Source organism: Pseudomonas sp. SLFW (assembly GCF_009905615.1).
GTDB lineage: Bacteria > Pseudomonadota > Gammaproteobacteria > Pseudomonadales > Pseudomonadaceae > Aquipseudomonas > Aquipseudomonas bambusae.
Genome location: NZ_JAAAKW010000024.1, coordinates 19691 through 41623 on the forward strand (window position 1 = coordinate 19691; position 21933 = coordinate 41623).

The window sequence follows — 21933 nt, forward strand, 5'->3', positions numbered from 1 at the left end:
TTTTTATGTCCGTTTCAGATTTGTTCAAACCGCTGACGCTGCTCCACGGCCCGGCGATGAGAAACCGCTTCATGTTGGCGCCACTGACCAACCAGCAAAGCGAACACAACGGCATGGCCACTGAGTTCGATCAGCAGTGGATGGAACAGATCGGCCAAGGGGGTTACGGTCTGGTCCAGACCTGTGCCACATACGTAGAAGCCAGCGGTATCGGCTTCGAGCGCCAGTTGGGGATCAACTGCGACGCGCAACTGGACGGCCTGACCCAAATGGCCAGCGCGATCCGGGCGGGTGGCGGCCTCTCGGCGGTGCAGTTGCACCACGCCGGGCATCGCGCCAACCCGCTGATTGGCGGGATTCCGGCCCCGGCGTCCAATTACACCGTTCCCGGCGTAAGGGCGTTGAGCACCGAGCAGGTCGAGCGCATTCGCGACAGTTTCATTGCTGGCGCTGTGCGAGCGGAAAAAGCGGGCTTCGACGGCATCGCGGTACACGGCGCGTTCGGCTGGATTCTCTCGGAGTTCATGTCGCCGATGTACAACGACCGCACGGACAAATACGGCGGTAACGTCGAGAACCGTGCGCGCCTGACCATTGAAGTCATCGAAGGGATCCGCAAGGCGTGTGGCCCTGATTTCCAGATCGGCTGGCGGTTGTCGGTCGAGCGGTACGGTCTGTTGCTGGATGAATTGCGGGATATCACGGCAGACATTCTTCAGCGTTCGCTCATCGACTACCTGGACCTGGCATTGTGGGATTCCGCGCAGATCGTTCAAGAGGGCACGTTCAAAGGGCAGAGCATGCTCAGCGTGTTCACCGACTTGCCACGCGGCGGTGTGCGGGTTGGCGCGGCGGGCAAGATCATGACCGCCCGACGTGCCGGTGAACTGCTGGATGAAGGCTGCGATTTCGTGCTGATCGGGCGGGCCAGCATCGTGCAACGGGATTTCCCGCGGCAGGTCTGGGAGAACCCGGCCTACGAAAGCCCCCAACTGCCAGTGCCTGCGCAGTATCTGCGTGACGGCGGATTGAGCGAGCGTTTCATCAACCACATGCGCGGCTGGCAGAGCTTCGTCATCCGGGGAAGCCTGTGAGCATGCAGAGGGCGGCCCATGCCGATTGACGGCCAGCACTTCCAGAAATTCGACCTCAATTCGCTGGTCACCTTTCTGATGGTGTATCAGGAAGGGGGCGTGTCGAAGGCGGCCCATGTCTTGAACGTGACGCAGCCAGCGGTCAGCAATGTGCTCAGCAAGTTGCGAAAGCGCTTTGACGATCCGCTGTTCGTGCCGTGCGGGCGTCACGTGCGGCCCACCACCAAGGCTGAGCGGATTGCGCAGACGCTCGCCCCGGCGCTGGTGATCGTGCAGACGATCATCGCCGAGAGTGCTGAGGAGGAACGGCCGTGATCAACAAATTGCTGGCGATGGAAGTCTTCGTTCAGGTCGTGGACACCGGAGGATTTACCCGCGCCGCCGATACCCTGAAGTTGCCCAAGGCGACAGTGACAACCCTCATCCAGTCCCTGGAAACGTCGCTGTCGGTCAAGCTGCTCAACCGGACGACCCGGCACGTCAGCGTCACCGCCGAGGGCGCGTCGTTCTACGAGCGCTGCCTGCGCATTCTGTCAGAGGTGCGGGACGCGGAAGACGCCGTCTCCCGTAACCGGCTCAGTCCTTCGGGGCGGCTGCGGGTCGATGTGCCCACCGGGCTTGCCAGTGAAGTCATCATCCCGGCGCTGCCAGACTTCTTCGAACGCTACCCTGACATTTGCCTGGAGCTGGGGTGCAGCGACCGTCCGGTGGACCTGTTGGAGGAGGGGGTGGACTGCGCGATACGGGGCGGTCGTCAGCTCGCGGATTCTCGCTTGATTGCCCGCAGTGTCGGCACCATGCATTACGCCACTTGCGCTTCGCCCGCGTACCTCGAACGCCACGGACGTCCTCTGCACCCCAATGACCTCATCCATCACCGCTGCGTCAATTATTTCTCCGCACGCACCGGCAAGATGTTCGATTGGTACTTCACCCGAGCGGGGGAGCGCGTGCAGGTGGCCCTGTCCAGCCACATTGCGTTGAGCGACAGCTATGCCTACACCGCAGCGGGACTGTCGGGCCTTGGCATCGTACAAATGGCCAATTTCCTGATGGCACCGTTGGTCAGTGAAGGCCGGCTGGTGAGCGTGCTGGAGGACTGGTTCAATGAGCCGCTGCCGGTGTACGCGGTGTACCCGGAAAACCGCCATCTCTCGACCAAGGTGCGGGTGTTTGTCGACTGGATCATCGAGCTGTTCGCCAACACCCGCACCTTGCGCCGGGAACCCGCATCGGGGGCGGCGCAAGGTGTAGAGTGAGGGGTCACATCACCCGATGTTCAAGGGTCATGCGGCGCGGACGTCTTCTGCGATGAGGGCTGCGCGCACGGTTGGACGCTGCTCCATCCGGGCCAGGAATGTCTGGATATGGGTGTAGCCCGTGATGTCGATGTTCACACGCGAAGGCCACGACAGCACGTTGTACAGATAGCCGTCCGCGAGGCAGAACTGCTCGCCCAGCACATAGTCATGGGTCGAAAGATGTTCGTTGATGTACGCAAACACTTTGCCCAGATTGCCGTCGGCGAATCGGGTCTTGGACTCCGCGTCCACGAACGGGGAGAACATCACGGCCATGCCTTTGTGCAGGTCGGTCGCAATGTAGTTCAACCATTCCATGGCCTTGTAGCGCTGCCGGGTGCCGAGGGCAGGCAGCAGCTGGCGCTCTGGATGCTGGTCAGCGATCCACTGCAGGATGACGGCGCCTTCGGTGATGACATCGCCATTGTCCAGTTGCAGCGCCGGGACGAAGCCCTTGGACGTCACGGCGTGATAGTCGCCTTCTTGGGTTTGCTTGGTGCCGAAGTCGACCTTGACCAGTTCAAAATCCAGCCCGGCCTCACGCAACGCGATTTGCGGCGAAAGCCCACAAGAGCCAGGAGAAAAATACAGCTTCATAATCACCTCTGTTTACGCGAACGACAGGTTCGCTATTTGAAAAACGGTTCGAAATCAGCAGCATCGTGACGCTCACGCAGCGACGTTCCCGGTGCCCCGGAGGTGCGATTGACGATGCGGCCTCGGGCCACGGCGGGGCGTGCGGCGATGGCGTGATACCAGCGCATCAGGTGGGTGTATTCCTCGACCGCGAGAAAGGCGTGGGTGCCGTAGACCCCGAACAGACTGCCCGGATGCCAGGGCCACACGGCCATGTCGGCGATGGTGTATTGATCCCCCGCCAGGTATTCGTGGGAGGCAAGGTGGGTGTCCAGCACATGCAGCTGGCGTTTGGTTTCCATGGCGTAGCGGTCAATGGCGTACTCGATTTTGATCGGTGCATAGGCATAGAAATGGCCCAGTCCACCGCCCACGAATGGCGCCGTGCCCATCTGCCACATCAGCCAGTTGAAGGTCTCGGAACGTGCACGTGGCTCGCTCGGGAGAAAGGCGCCGAAGCGTTCTGCGAGGTACACCATGATGGAGCCGCTTTCGAAGACCGGCAGGGCAGGGTTCATCGAGTGATCCACCAATGCCGGAATTTTCGAATTGGGGTTGATGCCGACGAAACCACTGCCGAACTGGTCGCCCTTGAAAATATCGATCAGCCACGCGTCGTACTCGGCGCCTTCGTGTCCGAGGGCGAGCAATTCTTCCAGCAGAATCGTCACTTTCTGGCCGTTGGGCGTGCCCTGGGAATACAGCTGAAGCGGGTGCTTGCCCACCGGCAGCGCCTGTTCGAAGCGTGCGCCCGAGTCGGCGCGGTTGATGCTTGCGAATTGGCCGCCGTACACCGTTTTCGGCTGCCACACGGCGTCAGGCAGGTACCCGGCGGGTTGATTGTCTTGCGCGTTATCGGTCATGGCTCACTCCGTGACATCCCGAAGGATGGGCGGTCTGGAAAAGGGAAAGCGGGGGCCGTTCAACAGGGCTGAACGGCATGAGGAAACTCTATCGAGTCGGGAAAAACCCATATACGGGCAGAGGTCGAAATGAGTGTTCAGGGGACTGAACAATCCCGTCGTTGCGACGGGATTGGCCGGGCTTGAGAGGGCAGGCGACTACCAGTGAGCCATCGGCAAGCCCGCCACCGGGGATTTGAAATACGGAATGCGGTCGCCCCGCAGGGTGCCGATGTACACGGTGGACAGGTCGGCGCCGCCAAAGGTGATGCTGGTGAACCAGGGCGCGATGGTGCCGCCGCACGCCAACATCAAGTCTGCGGTGGCCTTGTCTTCTGCGAAAGCGGCGAGCAGGGCCTTGCCTTCGGCACTGCCGTTGTCGTCGTCGAGGATGATCTTCATGTCACCCTGGGGCGTGATCGCGAACACCCGGTCCAGCATGATGTGCGTTCCCCACAGGTTGCCGAAGGCGTCGAAGGTGATGCCGTCGATGAAGCCGTTGTGATTCGAGGGGCCGAACACTTCGCGATCCACCAGCGACCCGTCTTCGAGCACACGCAATCGGGTCACGCGCATGCCACAGGTTTCGGCGACGTACAGCCATTCCTCGTTGGCATCGAGCCTGATTTCGTTGGTGAAGTGAAACCCTTCGGCCACGACCCGCAGCACGCCGTGCTGGTACAGCGCAATGTAGCCGTCTGAAATGTTGGGGCTCATGGCCGTCATCCAGTTCACTGTTCGGGTGGAAATCGTCATCCAGATGCGGTCCTTGCTGTCCCGCAGCACGAAGTTGACCTTGCCGATAGGAAGGCCATCGATCGTGTCGGCCATGACGCTGAAGTCGCCCTGTCGGCTCATCAGCTCCAGACGGTCGGTGCCGAAGTTGGAAATGATGATGTCGCCGTTACGGGCGAACGCCAGGCCGTTGGGCAAACTGCCGGTGGTCAGTCGAGAGGCCTCTTCGGAAGGGTTCGACACCGTGGCGCCCGTCGTTTGTTTGGGAAGAATCAACTGCTGGCTGCCGTCGGGCTGAATGTGCACCACGCCACCCCGGGCGTCCGCTGTCCATAAAGAACCGTCGCGCTCGGCCAGAATGCATTCCGGGCGCTGTAAGTTATTACCGATGTAATGAAGATCGTCAGTGGTGACGATAAAAGCATCTATTGGATTGCCAGGCATCGAACAATACCCCTGTTTATTATCATTGTGAGTGATGAAAGTTGTCGGTAACCGACCGCCAGGATTGAAAAATCCCAATGGGAAGGGTAGGCTTCCGACCGTGTATTGAGGAATGGGTTAGATCAATACCACGCGTGGACCGTATAAATATAAGAACAGAGGAGAGGGGCGATGAGGTTTAACCGTTTGGACTTAAACCAGTTGGTCGCGCTCGACGCCTTGTTGCGGGAAAAAAGCGTATCGAAAGCGGCAGAGCGGATTTATCTGAGCCAGTCCGCCATGAGCAATTCGCTGACCCGACTCAGAGAGTATTTTCAAGACGAACTGTTGGTGCCTACGGGCAGAAAAATGGTCATTACATCACTCGGTGAACGCCTGGCACCGGAAGTAAAGTCCATTCTAATCAGCATTCAAAAAGTCACGCAGATCCGGGAAACGTTCGATATTTCAGAGGTCGATGCCGAGGTGTCGATCATTGTGTCCGACTACGTCAGCAGCGTGTTCATGCCGGCCGTGGTGCGGGCTGTGGCGTTGGAAGCCCCGAATGTCAGGATTCGCATGTCGATCCTGAACGGCTCCTATCTGGACCGCCTCGACCGGGGCGAAGTGGATTTCGTCATTGCCCCGGAGAACTTTACCCATCCCGCCCATCCCACCGAGTTTCTGTTCCAGGACCGTTTTTGTTGCGTGGCGTGGGACCAGAACGCTGCCATCAAAGCAGGCGTGAAGTTCGAGGATTATCAAAAGCTGGGTCACGTGGTGACGCAAATCGAAGAGGGGCGTACGGCGTTGTTCGAAGACTGGTTCCTCGCCAAGTATGGAAAGGTCAGACGAATAGAAGTGATTTGTCCGTACTTCAGCTTATTGCCCAGTCTGGTCGTGGGCACGAACCGTATTGCCACGGTGCATCATGAACTGGCGAAGTTGTATCAGTCGACATTTCCCATCGCGATACACGAACTTCCAGTCGAGATGCCCATCTTCAAAGAGTACATTCAATACCACAAATCCTTTGGCTCCGATCAGGTCTCCTTGTGGTTTCGCGATTTGTTGCATCGCGTCGCCGCGCAAATGAACAGTGGCGTCAAACAATAAAAAAACGATACCGATTCATCGGCGCCCGTCTTGCAATTTATGCAAGACGGGCGATTCAAACGCCGTCAGTTACTTGCTCTTGACGGTGGGCACGCTGCCTTCCAGGTATTTGACGACCCAGCCCGGTTCTTCTTTCAGGAACGGTGGGATGTTGTGTACATAATGCGCGAAGCCGAACGTCGGTTCCTCCCAGTCGCGGGGTATCCAGTTATCGTCGACGTAATCGGCGTCCGCGCCATATTCGGCTTCTCCACCGGCCGGGCAGGGCACGTAGTAAAACAGCCCGGAATCGATGCGGTGGCGACCCAACCCGAAATGGGATTTTTCCCAGCCCTTACGTTCCATGTAATTGGCGCCGACCATCAGTTCGTCAATATCCTCGACGCCGAAGTTGGCGTGATGAAAACGCACTTCCCCGACATTGCCACCGAAGGGCAGATTGGCGTTCAGGAAGAAGATGTTGTGGTGGTTGTTGGCCCCGTCCGCGCGGGCATAAATGCCGAAGGTGCGTTGGTGGTCCGACAGCCTGAACCCCAGCCGTTCCTTCATGAAGGCGAATGTCTTTTCGTAGTCTTGAACCGCGAACACCACGTGCTGGATCACCTTGGGGCGTGCCCGCAGACGCCACTTGCGGTGCTGATTGAGCCGATTGATCCGGCCAGGTGAGTTCAGCGCATCGGGGGCCGTCAGTACGGTTTTCCGGGAGTAGACCCGAAGCGCCATCGCCAACCCGCAATCGGTCTGGAAATGCACAGTGCCGTCTGCATCGAACCTGAGGTCCCGGTCGCGCCCCAACTGCTGCGCCAACGCCTCCAGCGACGCCCGCGAGTCCACGCCCCAAATGGTTTCGAGCACGCCGCTGCCAATCACACTGGACGCGGGCAGCGACGGGTCGCCCAGCAGTCGAAGGACCACATGGGAGCCTTCCTCCAGCCGGAAGAGGCTGGAGTCGGTGTCCTGATGAATGAGCGGCAGGCCGAAGTCTTCAAAGAAGCGGGTTGATTCGCTCAAATCCTCGACGCCATAGACCAGACTTTCTATTCCGATAATTGCCATTGAATCACCCTCTGAGTGTCGTTTTTATTGTGTTCGGGGCGGCCGAACGTTGAACCTGAACGTTCACGGAAACGGGTACTTGCCCGGCATTCGCGCTTGGCGGACGAACCTACGCTCAGGGCTAAACGATGAGGAGTGGATTGGATAAATACCTGCCATTCACCCGGCAAATAGCTGTTGAAGCGGCGGCCATTGATGACGCATCCACGAGACTGGCGAGAAGCGTGAAGAAACATTCACGGGGTCAATACGAAGCATTTATACAAGCCATTTATCAGGGGCCGGGCAGCCCGATAGATTGGGCTCACAAATACAAAAAACCGATGGGCCAATCATCACCGGCTTATCCTGACGTCGGAGCCAGACCTCATGTTTCTACACCCTGATTCGTTGCCCTCAGTTTCTGAAATGCCCCCTGAAATCGACCTTCACTGGCTGTCAGTGACTCTTCAGCCTGTTGTTGCCGATTAAAAGGATTCAGTCATGGGATGCGTTAATAAAGTTCTGATCGTGGGCGGTGGAATCGGTGGTCTCGCAGCGGCCATCGCGATGCGCCAAAAAGGCATCGAAGTGGACCTGGTCGAGATCAAGACCGAGTGGACCGTTTACGGCGTGGGGATCATCCAGCCGTCCAATGCCCTGCGTGCGTTGTCGAAAATCGGCCTGGCCCAGCGCTGCATCGACAACGGATGGCCGTTCGAAGGCTGGCAGCTCTTCACGCAAGAAGGTGAGTTGCTCCACTCCGTGCCGACACCCCGCGCTGAAGGCGCCGACTGTCCGCCGAACAACGGGATCACCCGGCCCATCCTCCACGACATGCTGTCGCAGACGGCCATCGAGCACGGTGTCCGCGTCGAGTTGGGAACTTCCGTGGAGGCGATCACGCAAACGACCGAATCCGCCCACGTGACCTTCACCGATGGGCGCCAAGCCCACTATGACTTGGTGGTCGGCGCCGATGGCGTGTACTCGAAAGTTCGCGATCTGATGTTCGGTCGCACCGAGCTCAAGTTCGTCGGGCAGGCGGTGTGGCGCTTCATCACCGAGCGTCCGAAGGACATGCGCTGGGGCGGGATTTATTACGGTCATCGCAACAAGGTCGGGCTGGTCCCTCTCAGCGAAGAGTTGATGTACCTGTTCCTGGTCACCGCCGAGCCGGGCAATCCGCGCAAGCCGCTGGATCAACTGCACACCCTGTTGGGCGAACACTTGCAGGATTATTCCGGCCTGATCGCTGAGCTGGCCCAGCGTGTGACCGATCCGGCCCAGGTCGTCTACAAGCCCATCGAAGAGCTGTTCGTCGAAGGCTCCTGGCACCGTGGTCGCGTCGTGTTGTTGGGTGACGCGGCCCACGCTTCCAGCCCGCACCTGGCGGCAGGCGCCGCGATGGCGCTGGAAGATGCGGTGTTATTGGGCGACCTGCTCGACGAACATCAGGGCCTTGAAAGCGCCCTGAGCGCTTACGACGTCCGGCGTCAGCCTCGCTGCCGCAACGTCACCGACGCGTGCGGAAAATTGATCGAAGCCGAACTTCAGCAATGGGCCGGTCAGGCGCCTACCCATGACGCAGGCCAAGTGTTCGGCGAAGCGCTGAGAGACCTCGCGCGCCCGTTTTAAGTTCGCATCAGGGGTACTGTGATCGTTGCACTTCCCGTGTCGCGTATTGATCGCGGCGCGCGGACCTGTGCGCGTCCATGACCGTGCCCATTATTCAGATTGGCTGGAGTTGTCGACATGCTTGAATACTTTCCAACGAACTATGTATGGAACCTGGCGACCAATATTTCATTGAACACCGGTGGCCATTTCGGTGAGGTGCACGCTATTTGTCAGTCGCTCATCGACGTGTCAAAACGGGGCGATGACGAGGGCAGCCTGGCGTTTTACGAAGCCTGGAGCGCTCGCGCCAACACGTTGATCGAGTTGGCACAGGAAGACGTGGCGGCGGGGCACTTGTTGAGCGCGGGCACTAAATACGGTCGCGCCTCCAACTATTACCTGACGGCAGAACGCATGTTGTCGCAGGAATTCCCGCAGCGTGAGACCGCGTACAAAAAGAGCATTGAGTGCTTTGAAAAGTTCGTGCACTTGAGCCAGGAAAACTGCGAAATCATCGAAGTGCCCTATAACGGCAGTTATTTGCCCGCGCTGTTCGTCAAAGCGGAAGGTGTGAACGGCAAGCCTGCGCCGGTGATGGCACTGTTCAACGGCCTCGACAGTTTCAAAGAGATGATTTACGGCTCGGGGCTCGCCCAGCAACTGGCTCGTCGCGGCATCTCCAGCATCATCGTGGACCAACCGGGAGCAGGGGGCGCCATTCGCCTGCACGGCCACACCGCTGTCATTGAAAGTGAGCTGTGGGCTGGCGCAGTCGTCGATTATCTCGAAACCCGCAGCGACATCGATCCAGCCCTGATCGGCATCTCGGCCTGGTCCCTCGGCGGCTACTACGCCCCTCGTGCGGCAGCTTTCGAAAAGCGCTTCAAGTTGTGCGTCGCCTGGGGCGCCAATCACAACTGGGGCGAAGTCCAGAAACAGCGTCAGGCCCGTGAAGGCGCGAACCCGGTGCCTCATTACTGGGAACACGTGCAATGGGTCTGGGGCGAAAACAGCATGGACGCGTTCATGGCCATGGCCCCTCGGGTGACCCTCAATGGCGTGGTGGACAAGATCACCGTGCCGTTCCTGGTGTTGCACGGCAGCAACGACCGCCAGATCAACGTGAAGTACGCCCACCAGTCCTACGAGCAAGCGGTCAACAGCCCACGGCGCGAACTGAAGATTTTCACCGAGCGCGAAGGCGGGGTAGAGCATTGCGGTGCGGACAACATGTCCAACGCCCGGGACTACCTCGTGGACTGGGTCAGGGACGTGTTCAACGACCTGACGGCTCAGCGCACGCCAGCGCTTCAAGCGAAGGTCGGGTAACCCATGAAAAACATCAAAGGCAAAGTGGTCATCACCTGCGCCGTGACCGGCGGCGTCCACACCCCGAGCATGTCGCCGCATTTGCCGGTGACGGCGCAGCAGATTTCCGACGCGGCGATCGGTGCCGTGCAGGCGGGCGCGTCCATCGTGCACTTGCATGCCCGCGATCCGTTGACCGGGCGCTCGAGTCAAGACCCGGCGCTGTTCCGCGAATTCGTCGGCACGATCAAGGCGCAGTGCGACGGCATCATCAACATCACTACCGGCGGCGCGCCGACCATGGGTGTCGACGAACGTCTGCAACCCGCGTTGCAGCTGGCGCCGGAGCTGGCGTCGCTGAACATGGGCTCCATGAACTTCGCGCTGTTTCCGATGCTGAACCGCTACAAGGATTTCCAGCACGACTGGGAAGCGAAGTACCTGGAAAGCACGCGGGACACGGTGTTCCGCAACACCTTCAAGGACATCGAAAACATCCTGCGTGCCTGTTCGGACCAAGGCACGCGCTTCGAATTCGAGTGCTACGACACGTCCCATCTCTACAACCTGGCGCACTTCCTGGACCGCAAGCTGGTGACCCCGCCGCTGTTCGTGCAGACGGTGTTCGGGATTCTCGGCGGCATCGGCCCGCATCCAGACGATGTGGCGCACATGAAGCGCACGGCGGATCGGCTGTTCGGTGACGACTTCGTGTGGTCGGTGCTGGGGGCCGGTCGTGCACAGATGCCCACCGCTGCCATTTCGGCGGCCAACGGCGGGAACGTCCGGGTCGGTCTCGAAGATTCGCTGTGGGACCAGCAGGGCCAATTGGCCCGGGAAAACGCGGACCAGGTGCGCCGGGTGCGCAAGATCATCGAAGGCCTGGCCCTCGATGTTGCCACGCCGGAAGAGGCCCGGCAGTTGCTCGCCCTCAAGGGCGCCAGCCACGTGAATTTCTGACGCTCACGAACCGGAGCGTTTGAAACGGCATTGAAAGCCTGTAGTGCACCACGACGTAGTTCAGACAACTAAAATAAAAACGGTATCTGCCATGCACCTCATTTATAAGCGTTTTGCCCGTCCGACCCAGATGACGTTGCTGTTCGGCACGTTCTCCATCATGGCCCCGTTCGCCTCCGGGTTTGAATTCAAGTTCGAAGACACGGGCGTCAAAGGCTATTGGGACAACACCCTCAAGTACAGCACGGCGTACCGGCTGCACGGCCAGGATCGCTCATTGACGTCCGATGCCAACGCCGATGATGGCGACCGCAACTTCGACAAGGGCATCACCTCCAACCGGGTCGACCTGTTCACCGAGTTGGGGATGAGCTATCAGGGCTTCGGATTTCGCACGACGGGCGCCGCCTGGTACGACAGCGTTTACAACGGGCGCAACGACAACTCATCCAATACCGTCAACCACCTGGGCAGAAACGACGGGTTTGACGACGAGACCGAAAAGCTCGCGGGGCGCAAGGCCGAGCTGCTCGACGCGTTTGTCTACGGCAGCACCGATATCGGCGGGCATAACACCTCGTTCCGGTTGGGCAAGCACACGTTGTTGTGGGGGCAGAGCCTGCTGTTCCCCACCAACGGCATCGCCTACGGCCAGGCGCCTATCGACGTGTCTAAAGCGCTGTCGGTGCCCAATACCCGGGCCGCCGAATTGTTCATGCCGGTCAATCAACTGTCGATGCAATTCCAGTTCAACGACAGCATGAGCATGGCGGCGTTTTACCAACTGGATTGGGAGCGCACCCGCCTGGCGCCCTCGGGCAGTTTCTTCAGCACCGCCGACATCGTCGGCGACGGCAACAAGCGGATCATCGTGGGGCAAAACCCGGTGATCGGCGACGCGGACGGCAACATCTCGCTCTATCGCGGCAAAAGTCGCGACGCCAGCAAGTCCGGCCAGTTTGGCGTGGCGCTGAACTTCAACCCCGGTCAAGGCGCAACGGAGTACAGCCTGTTCGCCTTGCGCTTCAATAACCGTCTTCCGCAAATCTACGCCTACCAAGGCAAGAATTTCGGGGCCAACCCTGGCCAGGTGGGTGAGTTCGCCGAGGTGTATTCCGAAGGCGTGAAAATGCTCGGTGCCAGTTTCAGCACCAGCGTCGGTGAAGCGAACTTTGCCGGTGAAATGTCGACGCGCTACGACATGCCGCTGCGCAAGTTGGGGCCGGTGTTCGTCGACGTTGACGATGACAGCCGCGACCGACATGCACTGGGTCGAACCGCCCATGCCCAGTTGTCGACCATCTACCTGGTGCCGCGCACGCCCCTGTGGGAGTCCGCCAGCCTGATCGGTGAAGTGGCGTGGCACCGGTTGCTGGCCGTGACCAAAAACCGTGAACAGTTCGATGCCAAGGACTTCACCGACAGTGCCACCGGCGTGCGCTTCGTCCTGGAGCCCAGCTATTACCAGGCGGCACCGGGGCTGGATCTGTTCGTGCCTGTCGGCATGGGCTACACCCACGGCAAATCCCCGACCGACGCGGCCTTCAACAACTACAACGCCGATGGTGGCGGCGACATGAGCATCGGCCTGCGCGGCGTCTACGACGGCGTCTGGAACGGCCTGCTCAACTTCACCCATTACTACGGCAGCTCCAACAGTGCCGACAATGCCTACGGGGACCGGGACTTCATTTCGTTCTCCATTCAGCGGGCGTTCTAAATCCAGAATGATAAGAACCGAGGATTTTTCCATGAAACTGTGTTCAGCCTTTGCCATTGGCGTGTTGTGTTCAAGTGTCGGCCTGGCCCACGCCGCCGTCAGCCCTCAGGAAGCCGCTCAGTTGAATACGACGCTGACGCCGCTGGGCGGAGAGCGCGCCGCGAGTGCGGACGGCAAGATCCCGGCGTGGACCGGCGGGTACACCACGGTCGATCCGAATTACAAATCCGGCGGCAAGCGAGGCGACCCGTTCGCGGGGGAAAAACCGCTGTTCAGCATCACCGGCAAAAACGCGGCGGACTACAAGGCGAACCTGACCGAAGGCCAGTTGGCGATGCTCGCCAAGTACCCGGACTATCGCATCGACGTGTACCCGACTCACCGTACGGCCGCTGCGCCGAAATGGGTCTATGAAAACACCCTGCGCAATGCCACCGAGGCCAAGTTGGTCAAAGACGGTTTTGCGGTGGAAGGGGCCTATGGCGGCACGCCGTTTCCGATCCCGAAAAACGGCAACGAAGCCATGTGGAACCACATGCTGCGCTGGCAGGGCGAAAGCCTCACGTTCGAATTCAGCGCCTACAACGGCACGACCTCGGGTCGTACCGTGCTGACTTCGACGAACAATGCCTACTACCAGTTTCCGTATTACCAGAAGGATGGCCGGGACAGCTTCAACGGTATTTATCGCCAACTGAAACTGGTGCCGACTGCGCCGCCGTTGCAGGCCGGTCAATCGATTCTCGCCATCGACCCGCTGGACCAGATCGCCCAAGGCCGTCCGACCTGGCAGTACCTCACCGGCCAGCGCCGCACCCGCAAGCTGCCCAATGCCGCCTACGACACGCCGTCGTTCGTCACCTCCGGGCAGATGAACTTCGACGAGGTGTACATGTTTGAAGGCCCGATGGACCGCTACAAGTGGAAGCTGGTCGGCAAGCAGGAAGTCTTCGTGCCGTACAACAATAACAAGGCCCTGCAACCGGCCAAGGACGCTGACGTGCTGGGCGAGCATTTCCTCAACCCGGATCACGTGCGCTGGGAACTGCACCGCGCCTGGATCGTGGAAGCGGAACTCGCGCCCGGCATGCGCCACGTGATGCCCAAACGTCGCTTCTACCTCGACGAAGACACCTGGCAGGCCATGCTCGCCGACAGCTGGGACGCCAACGGCAAACTGTGGAAAACCGGCTACATGCAGAACGTCGTCCTGCCGGATTTGCCGGGCACCATCAACAGCAGTTTCGGCGTCTACGACTTGCTGAGCGGCGGCTGGTTCGCCAACAACATCCAGAACGGTTATCAGGACCAGATGACGGTTCATGCTCCCTGGCCCAACTCGTTTTTCACGGCGGACTCGCTGTCCAGTGAAGGCGTTCGCTGAGGTCCATCCGCGCCGCGCAAGCGGCGCGAATGACTGGAGTATCTGACATGTACCATCGCATTTTCGGTTGCCTGTTTCTCGGGCTGGTGAGCGTGTTGCCCGTGGCGGGAAACCTCGTTCACGCCGCCGCTCAAGACAGTGCCGCCAAGCCCCATTACCTCACCGCCGTCGAGCGCGCGGGCGAACGCCTGATCGCGGTGGGGGAGCGGGGCGTCATCCTGCTGTCCGACGACGATGGCGCCAACTGGCGACAGGTCGACAGCGGCAATGACGTCACCCTGACCGGCCTGACGGCCCTCGACCCGCAACACATTTGGGTCGTTGGCCATGAAGGCACGTTGTTGCGCAGCGACGACGGCGGCGAGCATTGGGCACCGGTGCTGCGAGGCGTGGCGGCCGCGCAATTGGCGCTGGCCGAAGTCCGGCACCTCAAGGCGTCCCCCGTTTCGGCGCAGGCGCAGCCCTTGATCGACGGCCTGGAGCGCAACGCCGAGCGCATGATCGAGACGGGTTCCAGCGAGCCGTTGTTCTCCATTCAGTTCACCGATTCGCAGCACGGTCTGGCGGTGGGCGCCTACGGGGTGGTTCTCCGCACACAGGACGGTGGCCGTACGTGGGCCGCCGTGCTGGGGCATGTCGACAACCCTCGTAATCTGCACCTTTACGCCCTTGCCAACGTTCAAGGGAGCCTTTACCTGGCCGGGGAGCAAGGTTTCCTGGCGCGCTCCTCCGATCAGGGTGAGCACTTTGCAAGACTGGACTCCGGCGCCTCCGCCAGTTTTTTCACCCTGACCGAAGACGCCCAGGGTGGGATTTACGCAGGGGGACTCGAAGGGGTTGCCTTGCGCTCTTCGGATCAGGGCGCCACCTGGCAGGCACTGGCGGGCGGGCCTAAACAGAGCTGGGTCGCCAGTCGACCCGGTCCAGATGACAGCGTGATATTCGCCAACGCCAACGGTGCGCTGTTTCACACCGCGAAGGACGCTGCGTTGATACCGCTCGCCCGTTCGAGGGGCGGGCCGCTGTCCGATTTCATTGCCTCGCCCACAGGGGCCACGACCGTGGTCGGCCCGGGAGGCGTGACCCACGCTTTGAAGGCTGTCTCTGACAACGCCGTACTGGAAGCCCACCAATGAACCCTAAAGACATGACCGGTGCCGCCGACAGTCAGCAGCCCATGACGCTGGATCAGTTCGATCCCCGCTCGGGTTCGTTCACCGAGCGCCTGATTTTCAATCACCGTTTCATCGTGATCCTGCTGTGCGTGCTCGCGACTTTTTTTCTCGGGTGGCAATTGCGCCATCTGCAACTGAACGCCAGTTTCGAAAAGACCGTACCGACCCAGCACCCGTACCTGATTCACTACGCCGACAACAAGGACGAACTGGCGGGGCAGGGCAACGCATTGCGCATTGCGGTGGAAAACCTTGGCGGCGACATCTACGACCCGGCGTACCTGGAGACGCTGAAGCAGATCAGCGATGAGGTGTTCCTGATTCCAGGCGTTGATCGGCCGTTCATGAAATCGCTGTGGACCTCGTCCACGCGCTGGATGGCGATCACCGAAGAGGGGCTGGACGGCGGCCCGGTGATGCCGGACGACTACGACGGCTCCAAAGCCACCCTTGAAGCGCTGCACCACAACGTCGATAACTCAGGCGAGATCGGTCGGCTGGTGGGGCTCGATGGCAAGTCGAGCATCATTTACGTGCCGCTGCTGGCCCTCGACACGCAGACCGGCTTGCCGATCGATTACGCGCAATTGTCCGCGCGCCTTGAACAGATCCGGGACAAATATCGCTCCGACAAGGTCGGCATTCACATCATCGGCTTCGCCAAGGTCGTGGGTGATCTGATCGACGGGTTGGAGCAGATCCTGCTGTTTTTCCTGCTCGCGGTAATCATCACGGGTGGCGTGTTGTACGCCTACACCCGCTGCCTGAGAAGCACGGCGCTGGTGCTGTCCTGTTCGCTGGTGGCGATCATCTGGCAGCTGGGGATGTTGCCGCTGGTGGGTTTGCAGCTCGACCCGTATTCGGTGCTGGTGCCGTTCCTGGTGTTCGCCATCGGCATCAGCCACGGCGCGCAAAAGATGAACGGCATCATGCAGGACATTGGTAAGGGCACCCACCGCCTGGTCGCTGCGCGGTTCACGTTTCGAAGGCTGTTCCTGACCGGATTGACCGCGCTGCTGTGCGACGCCGTGGGGTTTGGCGTGCTGACGATCATCCAGATCCAGATCATCCAGGACCTGGCCATGGTCGCGAGCATTGGCGTCGCCACGCTGATCTTCACCAACCTGATTTTGTTGCCGGTCTTCCTTTCGTTCGTCGGCGTGAGTCCGGTTGCCGCGCGCAAAAGCTATGAACAAAGCGTGGCAGAAACGGACACGGCGGCCCGCAATCCGTTGTGGCAATTTCTCGACCGTTTCACCCAGCGCCGTTGGGCCACCGTGGCGCTCATCGTTGCCGCTGTGCTGGCGGGTGCCGGTTTCGTGATCGGGCGGGGCGTGCAGATCGGCGACCTCGACCGGGGCGCACCGGAACTGCGTGCCGACTCGCGGTACAACCAGGACAACGACTTCATCACCCGGCATTACGCGTCCACCAGTGACGTCCTTGTGGTGATGGTGAAAACCCCGACCAATCAATGCACGGCCTATTCGACGCTGAAAAAAGTCGACGCGCTGGAATGGCAACTGCGCAACCTGCCCGGCGTCGAGTCCACGGCCTCGCTGTCCAGCGTCAGTCGTCAGGCGCTGGTGGGCATGAACGAAGGCAACCCCAAATGGTACGACCTCAGCCATAACCAGGGCATGTTGAACGCCATCGCCACCAACACCCCGCGTTCGCTGTTCAATCAGGATTGCAATCTGCTGTCGCTCTTCGTGTACCTGAGCGATCACAAGGCCAACACGCTCAAGGCGGTCACGCAAACGGTCGAGGCCTATGCCCGGACCGCCGACGAGCCTGAGGTCAAGTTCCTGTTGGCCGCGGGCAGCGCCGGGTTCGAAGCCGCCACCAATCAGGTGGTGGAGAAGGCCAACCACGAAATGCTGTTGTGGGTGTACGCCGCCGTCACCCTGCTGTGCCTGGCGACGTTCCGCTCCTGGCGCGCGACGGTGTGCGCCATCGTGCCGCTGGTCCTGACGTCGATCCTGTGTGAAGCGTTGATGGTCATGCTCGGGATGGGCATCAAGGTCGCGACCCTGCCGGTCATCGCGCTGGGCGTGGGCATCGGGGTCGATTACGCGCTGTACGTCATGAGCGTGCTGGTGGCGCACAAACGCCAGGGCCATTCGCTGTCGGCGTCCTATTACCAGTCGCTGGTGTTCACCGGAAAGGTCGTGATGTTGACTGGCGCGACCCTGGCCTGCGCGGTCTTTCTGTGGATCTTTTCACCGATCAAATTTCAGGCGGACATGGGCGTGCTGCTGGCCTTCATGTTCCTGCTGAACATGCTGGGCGCGCTGATTCTGTTGCCCGCGCTCGCGCATTTCATGCTGCCTGATGCGCCAGACAAAGCTGCCTCCCCGGAGGCTGAAAACGGACGGCACGACCGAATAGCGCCGCCCCCCGCTGCCGCAAAACGACAGGCGTTGGTGTGAAGACGCCGGTCGTTCAATAACAAGATGATCTGAGATGAGGAATCGATAATGGCCTTTCTGCGTAACGCCTGGTACCCGGCGGGTTGGGACTACGAAGTCGAGCAAGACAAGCTTTTAAACCGCAAGCTGCTGAACGAAAACATCCTGTTTTTCCGCGACTCCCAAGGCGTCGCTCAAGCGGTGCACGACCGCTGCCCGCACCGGTTCGCGCCGCTGCACATGGGCACCCTTGACGGCGACTCCGTGCGTTGCGCGTACCACGGCCTCGAATTCAACGGCCGTGGTGAATGCGTGCACAACCCTCATGGCGACGGCAAGATTCCCAAGGCGGCGAAGGTCAAGGCCTACCCGCTGGTCGAGCGTTACGGCGTGCTGTGGATCTGGATGGGCGCCCCTGAACTGGCCACGCCGGACACCATTCCGTTCTTCGAAGCGCTGGACCCGGAGCTCTATTACATCGGTCGCGACTACCTGCATGCGCGGGCCAATTACGTGCTCGAAACCGACAACATCATGGACCTCAGCCACATCGAGTACCTGCACCCCAGCACCCTCGGCAGCAGCTCGGTGAGCCAGGCCACGACGGTGGTCGAACAGGACGGCGACACGGTCTGGTCCAAGCGCCTGATCCAGAATGAAATCATGCCGTCCTTCCTGTACGACATCTTCGATTTCCCGCCGGACACCCGGGTCGACCGCTGGCTCGACGTGCGCTGGGACGCCCCGGCGACGTTGCTGCTGAACACCGGCGCCACCCGCACCGGCAGCAGCCGCGAAGAAGGCAGCCCGGTCCCTACCGTGCATTTCTTCACCCCCGAAACGGAAACCACCACCCATTACTGGTTCGGGATCAGCTTCCCGAAACGTTTGGCCGAAGTCGGCGAGCAGAAAGCCAAGATGTACATTCAGGGCCTGCGTGTGCCGTTCGAAACCGAAGACCTGCCGATGCTCGAAGCGCAGCAGGCCTCCATGGGCGATGAGGACTTCTGGGACCTCAAGCCGATCCTGTTGATCGGTGACGCCGGGGCCATTCGTGCCCGCCGCATTCTCGACAGGTTGATCCTTGAAGAACAGAACAGCCTGAACCCTTCGTCACGGAACGTGGAGAGTCCAGCATGATCGACGTGTGTGTGGTGTCGCGCCGGTCCGAGGCGATCGACATCGACAGCTTCGAACTGGAGCGTGTCGATGGCGCGCCGTTGCCGCCGTTCACGGCCGGTGCGCACATCGACGTGCACCTGCGGAGCGGCCTGACGCGGCAGTACTCGCTGTGCAACGGGCCTCATGACACCCGTCGCTATCGCATCGGCGTGCTCAAAGACCCTGCATCACGGGGCGGTTCGCAGGCGATGCACGCGCTGCAGGTGGGCGACACGCTGTCCATCAGCGAGCCGCGCAACCTGTTCCCGCTGGTGGCCGACGCCAAGTATTCGATGCTGTTCGCAGGCGGGATCGGCATCACGCCGATCCTGTGCATGGCGCGAGAATTGTTCAACCGGGGTGCGCCGTTCGAGCTTCACTATTGCACGCGTTCAGTGGACCGCATGGCGTTCCTCAAGGAGCTGCGCGAGGCCGGTTTCGCCCACCGCGTGTTCTTCCATTTCGACGACACCCCCTCGAAACTGGACGCTGCAAAGGTACTGGAACAGCCCATGATCGGGAGCCAGCTTTACGTGTGTGGGCCGAACGGCTTCATGAACGCCGTCCTCGGTACGGCTGAACAACTGAACTGGCCAGCGGATCACCTGCACCGGGAGTATTTCGCCGCGCCGGTGGTGCAACGCAGTGCGGGCAGTTTCGACGTGGTCCTCAATAGCACCGGCGAGACTTATCACATCCCCGACGGCAAAAGCGTGGTCGAGGTGTTGGCCGAATCCGGCATCGAGATTCCGGTGTCCTGCGAACAAGGCATCTGCGGCACCTGCCTGACCAAGGTCCTCGACGGCACCCCGGACCACCGGGACATGTTCATGACCCAGGAAGAACACCAGCGCAACAACCAATTCACCCCGTGCTGCTCCCGCGCCAAAAGTCCACGGCTGGTCCTGGACCTCTGATCGCTCCCCCCTCACGTCCAATCACCCATCAGGCCAATGGCATCCCATTGGCCCGATGCGGTTCGCTTGCTTTTATAGCTTGAAGCGGCCTACCAGATCGTTGAAGGAAATCGCGAGGCGCGACAAGTCCTGCGACGACGCCGTTGTCTGGTGCGCACCCGCTGCCGTCTGGGTCGACAGGTCCTGAATGTTGACCAGGTTGCGGTCTACCTCACGCGCCACGTTCGCCTGTTGCTCACTGGCGCTGGCAATGACCAGATTCCGCTCGTTGATCTCTCCGATGCCCTGTGCGATGAGTTCCAGCGCGTCGCCGGTGGCCTGTGCGAACAGCTGCGTCTGGGTCACCAGTGATTTGCTGTTACCCATTGAAACCACCGCTTGGTCGGCGCTGGATTGAATCGACGAGATCATGCTTTCGATTTCGCCTGTGGAGGATTGGGTTCTCGCCGCCAGGGCCCTGACCTCGTCGGCGACCACCGCAAAACCGCGCCCCTGTTCACCGGCGCGCGCGGCTTCGATGGCGGCGTTCAACGCCAGCAGATTGGTCTGCTCGGCGATGCCGCGAATCACTTCCAGCACTTTGCCGATGTCCCGCACGCCGACGGCAAGGTCTTCCACGATGCCGGTGGACGAGGTGATGTTGGCGGTCGCCTGATTGACGGCGCCGACGGCCTCCTGCGCTTTCTCCAGACCGCTACTCGCCTGAGCGCTGACCTGTTTTGACGCTTCGGACGTCGAGATGGCGTTGCGTGCGACTTCTTCAACCGCCGAGGTCATTTGCGTCACGGCGGTGGCGGCCTGCTGGATTTCGTCGTTCTGACGCAACAAGCCACGGCTGCCGTCTTCGGTCACGGCATTCAACTCCTCGGCGGCGGATGCGAGGTTGTTGGAAGCATCCGCAATCTGGTGAATCGTGTTGCGCAGGCCTTCTTGCATCTTGCCCAAGGCCGTCAATAACTGGCCGGTTTCATCAAGGGACGTGCTGTGGATGCGCTGCGTGAGATCGCCCTTTGCGATGCGTTCAGCCGTTTCCACGGCAGTCTTGATGGGACGACTGATGAGGCGCGCCAACACGAGCCCCAGCCCCAGTGCCGCGAGGAAGGCGGCCGCAACGCCCGTGAAGAGGATCGTCGCGGCGGTACTGGCTTGTTCGTGTGCGTCCCGCGCAGCGTCTGCAACCTGGCGGTCATTGGACTCCGCAATAGCGTCGAATTCGCTCATGACCTGCTGGTAGCGGTCTTGCACTTCGTTGCCGACGATGGAGCGGGCAGAGGGCAAGTCGCCTGATGCCAATGCATCGAGCACGCGTTGCACCTGGGCCTGGTACAGCGGCCAGTCCTTCACCACTTTGTCACCGGCGATACGTTCGTCTTCCACCATTGGCGTTTTGCGATAAGTCGCGAACGCGTCTTCGCTGGCTTTACGGTTGGCCCTGATGCTGGTGAGGATTTCCTGTTTGTCGCTGTCGGGCTCGTTCGCCGCCGTCACGACAATCAGGCAGTAGACGTCACGAAGCTGTGCCACCGCCTTGGTTTGGGCATCATCAATGTTTGCCACGGAAACGAAGTTGTTGGAAAACACGTTTTCCAGACTCGCCGCCAGTTGGGTAGAACCTCGACTTCCCAACAAGCCGACGCCCAATGTAATGAATGCACATAGCCCGAACGCCATGATCAGTTTCGTGGCCAGTTTCAAGTCGTGAATGAATTTCATGACGCATTGCTCCGTGTGTGCTGTTCTTATTGTGGTGGGGAATATGTCCAGCCTCCAAAGTGAACCGGACATGCTGATGATGAGGTCGGTGTGTCTGACGCAGGCTGTACCCGGTAAGAGCGCGGGTACGTTTGCAACGGGCAAATATTCATCGGCATCGACGCCATAATACTGAGATACATACTTTGGAAGATGCAGTGAGTCGTATTGATCGTATCAATAGCTGCTATATGCTTTTCGCGAGTCTTTCTGCGGCGCAACATGCTTAATGATGTAAAAAGAGTATCTTTACGGCGCTCAGGGTTAACGCGTTTCATTGCAC

General features: G+C 60.3%; 18 protein-coding genes and 1 pseudogene. 13 read left to right on the forward strand and 6 right to left on the reverse strand.

The window, feature by feature from the left end:
* The first annotated feature begins 5 nt into the window (after positions 1-5).
* The 3 genes from GVN17_RS26145 to GVN17_RS26155 are packed head-to-tail and all read left to right on the forward strand — an operon-like array spanning position 6 to position 2353.
* The gene (locus tag GVN17_RS26145; RefSeq protein WP_166598183.1) at positions 6-1094 is read left to right on the forward strand and encodes an NADH:flavin oxidoreductase; all 1089 of its coding nucleotides are present in this window, start codon (positions 6-8) and stop codon (positions 1092-1094) included.
* An 18-nt stretch (positions 1095-1112) separates the two neighbouring features.
* Positions 1113-1409, forward strand: a complete 297-nt coding sequence (locus tag GVN17_RS26150) for a LysR family transcriptional regulator (RefSeq protein ID WP_166598184.1) — start codon at positions 1113-1115, stop codon at positions 1407-1409.
* The gene (locus tag GVN17_RS26155; protein WP_371928622.1) at positions 1406-2353 is read left to right on the forward strand and encodes a LysR family transcriptional regulator; all 948 of its coding nucleotides are present in this window, start codon (positions 1406-1408) and stop codon (positions 2351-2353) included. Before GVN17_RS26150 ends, GVN17_RS26155 begins: the two co-directional genes overlap by 4 nt.
* Positions 2354-2380: 27 nt before the next feature.
* Here GVN17_RS26155 and gstA read toward each other — a convergent pair whose 3' ends face one another.
* The 3 genes from gstA to GVN17_RS26170 all read right to left on the reverse strand — a co-directional run bounded on the left by gstA (position 2381) and on the right by GVN17_RS26170 (position 5112).
* Positions 2381-2992 (reverse strand): glutathione transferase GstA, encoded by a 612-nt coding sequence (gene gstA, locus GVN17_RS26160; protein WP_166598185.1) that lies wholly within the window; start codon positions 2990-2992, stop codon positions 2381-2383.
* Between the two features lie 32 nt (positions 2993-3024).
* Positions 3025-3894 carry a glutathione-dependent disulfide-bond oxidoreductase gene (gene yghU, locus GVN17_RS26165; protein ID WP_166598186.1) on the reverse strand — a complete coding sequence of 290 codons (870 nt, stop codon included), beginning with the start codon at positions 3892-3894 and terminating at the stop codon, positions 3025-3027.
* 198 nt (positions 3895-4092) lie between these two features.
* Positions 4093-5112 carry an SMP-30/gluconolactonase/LRE family protein gene (locus GVN17_RS26170; protein ID WP_166598187.1) on the reverse strand — a complete coding sequence of 340 codons (1020 nt, stop codon included), beginning with the start codon at positions 5110-5112 and terminating at the stop codon, positions 4093-4095.
* 171 nt (positions 5113-5283) lie between these two features.
* Here GVN17_RS26170 and GVN17_RS26175 point away from each other — a divergent pair, with 171 nt between their 5' ends.
* A complete protein-coding gene (locus GVN17_RS26175) occupies positions 5284-6207 on the forward strand; it encodes a LysR family transcriptional regulator (RefSeq protein ID WP_166598188.1) in 924 nt (307 codons plus the stop codon).
* A 69-nt stretch (positions 6208-6276) separates the two neighbouring features.
* Here GVN17_RS26175 and GVN17_RS26180 read toward each other — a convergent pair whose 3' ends face one another.
* Positions 6277-7263, reverse strand: a complete 987-nt coding sequence (locus GVN17_RS26180) for a VOC family protein (RefSeq protein WP_166598189.1) — start codon at positions 7261-7263, stop codon at positions 6277-6279.
* 483 nt (positions 7264-7746) lie between these two features.
* Between GVN17_RS26180 and GVN17_RS26185 the strand changes: the two genes are divergently transcribed.
* The 9 genes from GVN17_RS26185 (at position 7747) to GVN17_RS26225 (ending at position 19898) form a co-directional block, all read left to right on the forward strand.
* Positions 7747-8880 carry an FAD-dependent monooxygenase gene (locus GVN17_RS26185; RefSeq protein ID WP_166598190.1) on the forward strand — a complete coding sequence of 378 codons (1134 nt, stop codon included), beginning with the start codon at positions 7747-7749 and terminating at the stop codon, positions 8878-8880.
* A 117-nt stretch (positions 8881-8997) separates the two neighbouring features.
* Positions 8998-10191 carry a S9 family peptidase gene (locus GVN17_RS26190; RefSeq protein ID WP_166598191.1) on the forward strand — a complete coding sequence of 398 codons (1194 nt, stop codon included), beginning with the start codon at positions 8998-9000 and terminating at the stop codon, positions 10189-10191.
* A gap of 3 nt (positions 10192-10194) precedes the next feature.
* The gene (locus GVN17_RS26195; RefSeq protein ID WP_166598192.1) at positions 10195-11130 is read left to right on the forward strand and encodes a 3-keto-5-aminohexanoate cleavage protein; all 936 of its coding nucleotides are present in this window, start codon (positions 10195-10197) and stop codon (positions 11128-11130) included.
* Between the two features lie 91 nt (positions 11131-11221).
* Positions 11222-12850 (forward strand): DUF1302 domain-containing protein, encoded by a 1629-nt coding sequence (locus tag GVN17_RS26200; RefSeq protein WP_166598193.1) that lies wholly within the window; start codon positions 11222-11224, stop codon positions 12848-12850.
* Positions 12851-12881: 31 nt separating this feature from the next.
* A complete protein-coding gene (locus GVN17_RS26205; protein ID WP_166598194.1) occupies positions 12882-14234 on the forward strand; it encodes a DUF1329 domain-containing protein in 1353 nt (450 codons plus the stop codon).
* Positions 14235-14281: 47 nt separating this feature from the next.
* On the forward strand, positions 14282-15370 hold the full coding sequence (locus GVN17_RS26210; RefSeq protein ID WP_166598195.1) for a YCF48-related protein: 1089 nt from the start codon (positions 14282-14284) through the stop codon (positions 15368-15370).
* Complete coding sequence (locus tag GVN17_RS26215; protein ID WP_256665391.1) at positions 15367-17841, forward strand: RND family transporter; 2475 nt, start codon at positions 15367-15369, stop codon at positions 17839-17841. The genes GVN17_RS26210 and GVN17_RS26215 overlap by 4 nt, the downstream gene beginning before the upstream one ends.
* A 48-nt stretch (positions 17842-17889) precedes the next feature.
* Positions 17890-18960: an aromatic ring-hydroxylating dioxygenase subunit alpha gene (locus tag GVN17_RS26220; protein WP_166598196.1), complete on the forward strand. Its 1071-nt coding sequence runs from the start codon at positions 17890-17892 to the stop codon at positions 18958-18960.
* Positions 18957-19898 carry a PDR/VanB family oxidoreductase gene (locus tag GVN17_RS26225; RefSeq protein WP_166598197.1) on the forward strand — a complete coding sequence of 314 codons (942 nt, stop codon included), beginning with the start codon at positions 18957-18959 and terminating at the stop codon, positions 19896-19898. Before GVN17_RS26220 ends, GVN17_RS26225 begins: the two co-directional genes overlap by 4 nt.
* Positions 19899-19970: 72 nt before the next feature.
* Here the strand turns inward: GVN17_RS26225 and GVN17_RS30110 are convergent, their stop codons facing one another.
* Complete coding sequence (locus tag GVN17_RS30110) at positions 19971-20834, reverse strand: methyl-accepting chemotaxis protein (RefSeq protein WP_371928625.1); 864 nt, start codon at positions 20832-20834, stop codon at positions 19971-19973.
* Positions 20829-21683 (reverse strand): annotated as a pseudogene (locus tag GVN17_RS30115) (MCP four helix bundle domain-containing protein); the annotation flags it as partial. The pseudogene GVN17_RS30115 and the gene GVN17_RS30110, both read right to left, overlap by 6 nt.
* Positions 21684-21933: the final 250 nt, after the last annotated feature.

Bases quoted from the DNA above. Each gene is read 5' to 3' on its own strand.
- GVN17_RS26145 (WP_166598183.1), top strand. From the start codon at position 6: ATGTCCGTTTCAGATTTGTTCAAACCGCTGACGCTGCTCCACGGCCCG.
- GVN17_RS26150 (WP_166598184.1), top strand. From the start codon at position 1,113: ATGCCGATTGACGGCCAGCACTTCCAGAAATTCGACCTCAATTCGCTG.
- gstA (WP_166598185.1), bottom strand. From the start codon at position 2,992: ATGAAGCTGTATTTTTCTCCTGGCTCTTGTGGGCTTTCGCCGCAAATC.
- yghU (WP_166598186.1), bottom strand. From the start codon at position 3,894: ATGACCGATAACGCGCAAGACAATCAACCCGCCGGGTACCTGCCTGAC.
- GVN17_RS26170 (WP_166598187.1), bottom strand. From the start codon at position 5,112: ATGCCTGGCAATCCAATAGATGCTTTTATCGTCACCACTGACGATCTT.
- GVN17_RS26175 (WP_166598188.1), top strand. From the start codon at position 5,284: ATGAGGTTTAACCGTTTGGACTTAAACCAGTTGGTCGCGCTCGACGCC.
- GVN17_RS26180 (WP_166598189.1), bottom strand. From the start codon at position 7,263: ATGGCAATTATCGGAATAGAAAGTCTGGTCTATGGCGTCGAGGATTTG.
- GVN17_RS26185 (WP_166598190.1), top strand. From the start codon at position 7,747: ATGGGATGCGTTAATAAAGTTCTGATCGTGGGCGGTGGAATCGGTGGT.
- GVN17_RS26190 (WP_166598191.1), top strand. From the start codon at position 8,998: ATGCTTGAATACTTTCCAACGAACTATGTATGGAACCTGGCGACCAAT.
- GVN17_RS26195 (WP_166598192.1), top strand. From the start codon at position 10,195: ATGAAAAACATCAAAGGCAAAGTGGTCATCACCTGCGCCGTGACCGGC.
- GVN17_RS26200 (WP_166598193.1), top strand. From the start codon at position 11,222: ATGCACCTCATTTATAAGCGTTTTGCCCGTCCGACCCAGATGACGTTG.
- GVN17_RS26205 (WP_166598194.1), top strand. From the start codon at position 12,882: ATGAAACTGTGTTCAGCCTTTGCCATTGGCGTGTTGTGTTCAAGTGTC.
- GVN17_RS26210 (WP_166598195.1), top strand. From the start codon at position 14,282: ATGTACCATCGCATTTTCGGTTGCCTGTTTCTCGGGCTGGTGAGCGTG.
- GVN17_RS26215 (WP_256665391.1), top strand. From the start codon at position 15,367: ATGAACCCTAAAGACATGACCGGTGCCGCCGACAGTCAGCAGCCCATG.
- GVN17_RS26220 (WP_166598196.1), top strand. From the start codon at position 17,890: ATGGCCTTTCTGCGTAACGCCTGGTACCCGGCGGGTTGGGACTACGAA.
- GVN17_RS26225 (WP_166598197.1), top strand. From the start codon at position 18,957: ATGATCGACGTGTGTGTGGTGTCGCGCCGGTCCGAGGCGATCGACATC.
- GVN17_RS30110 (WP_371928625.1), bottom strand. From the start codon at position 20,834: ATGCAAGAAGGCCTGCGCAACACGATTCACCAGATTGCGGATGCTTCC.